The following is a 1,484-nucleotide window of genomic DNA, read 5'->3' on the forward strand; positions in this document are numbered from 1 at the left end:
TCAACGTTTCCGGCGAGGAAACGACAGCGTCCAGGACACGACCATACATCGACACAAGTCGCTCTGCCGTCTCACGGTCGAACAGCTGGCTGGCATAGGACAGCCTTCCAACCAGGCCCTCGCCCGTCTCCGTCAGATTGAGGCTCAGATCGAACTTCGCCGTCCCCGCTTCATCGGCAAAAGCGCTTGCTTCAACACCCTCAAGCGCCAATGCCGACGACGCGTCGGGCGTGTTCTGCAACACGCACATCACCTGAACCAGCGGCGCATGGCTCAGGCTGCGCACCGGTGACACCGCCTCCACCACCGCTTCGAACGGCACCGCCTCATGCTCGGACGCAGACAGCACCACATCCTTCGCCGCCGACAGAAACTCCCGGAACGACACCGATCCCTCGACCCGGTGCCGCAGCGCCACCGTGTTCACGAAGAACCCCGCCAACGCCTCCAGCTCGACCCGACGACGGCCCGCAACCGCCGTCCCGACCGCCAGGTCCGCATCCCCGCCAACACGATGCAGCAGCGCCGCAAACGCCGCCTCAAGAACCATGAACAGGCTCGCACCCTCCGACAAAGCCAAAGATTTGAGGCCAGCAAGGACATCACCGGGAATGCTCACCGCCACAGAACCGCCGCGATAATCCATCACCGCCGGACGCGGACGGTCGAATGGCAGCCCGATCGCCTCCGGCACACCCGACAGTTGCTCCCGCCACCACGCCGTCTCTGCCTCAAGACGCTCGCCCGTCAGCACCGACCGCTGCCACGCCGCATAGTCCGCATACTGCACCGGCAGATCCGCCAGAACCGCCGCCGACCCGCCGACCCGCTCCCGGTAAAGCGCCGACACCTCTTTCAGCAACAGACCCACCGACCAGCCGTCCAGCACCGCGTGATGGCCGCCCACCACCAGCACATGATCCTCAGCCGACAACCGCAGCAGCGTCGCCCGGAACAACGGTCCCCGCTCCAGATCGAACGGTACCGACACCAGCGATGCCACCCGGTCCTCCAGCGTTCCCGCGTCCAGCGCGCCGGCATCCTCCTGTGCCAGCACAAACCCGCCCGGCGCCGCCACCACCTGCACCGGACCGTCCTTCTCGACACCAAAGCGCGTCCGCAGGCTCTCGTGACGCGCCACCACAGCCTCCAGCGCCCCGGCCAGCGCCGATACTTCCAAAGAACCGGCCAGACGCACCGCCCCGGCCACGTGATAAGCCGCCCCCGCAGACCGGTCCAAACGGTCAAGGAACCACAAACGTTCCTGCTGGTGCGACAACGGCACCGGCAACGACCGGTCGGCCGGCTCGATCGCACCCCAGTCCCCGGCACCGGCTGCCTCCAGCGCCGCTGCCAGACCGGCCACCGTCGGCGTCTCGAACACCGTCCGCACTGACACCGACTTGCCGGTCTCCGCTTCCAGCCGCGCCACCAGACGCACCGCCAGCAGCGAATGACCGCCCAGGTCGAAGAAGCTGTCCTCG

The 1,484-nt window shown here is 67.1% G+C and carries 1 protein-coding gene; it reads right to left on the reverse strand.

Going from position 1 to position 1,484, the window contains the following annotated elements; genetic code table 11:
• Nucleotides 1-1,399: condensation domain-containing protein (locus ACFWW2_RS16135; protein ID WP_393929581.1), on the reverse strand; the 1,399-nt coding region annotated here is incomplete at its 3' end.
• Nucleotides 1,400-1,484: the final 85 nt, after the last annotated feature.

The organism is Yoonia sp. R2-816, from assembly GCF_046762905.1.
Taxonomy (GTDB): domain Bacteria; phylum Pseudomonadota; class Alphaproteobacteria; order Rhodobacterales; family Rhodobacteraceae; genus Yoonia.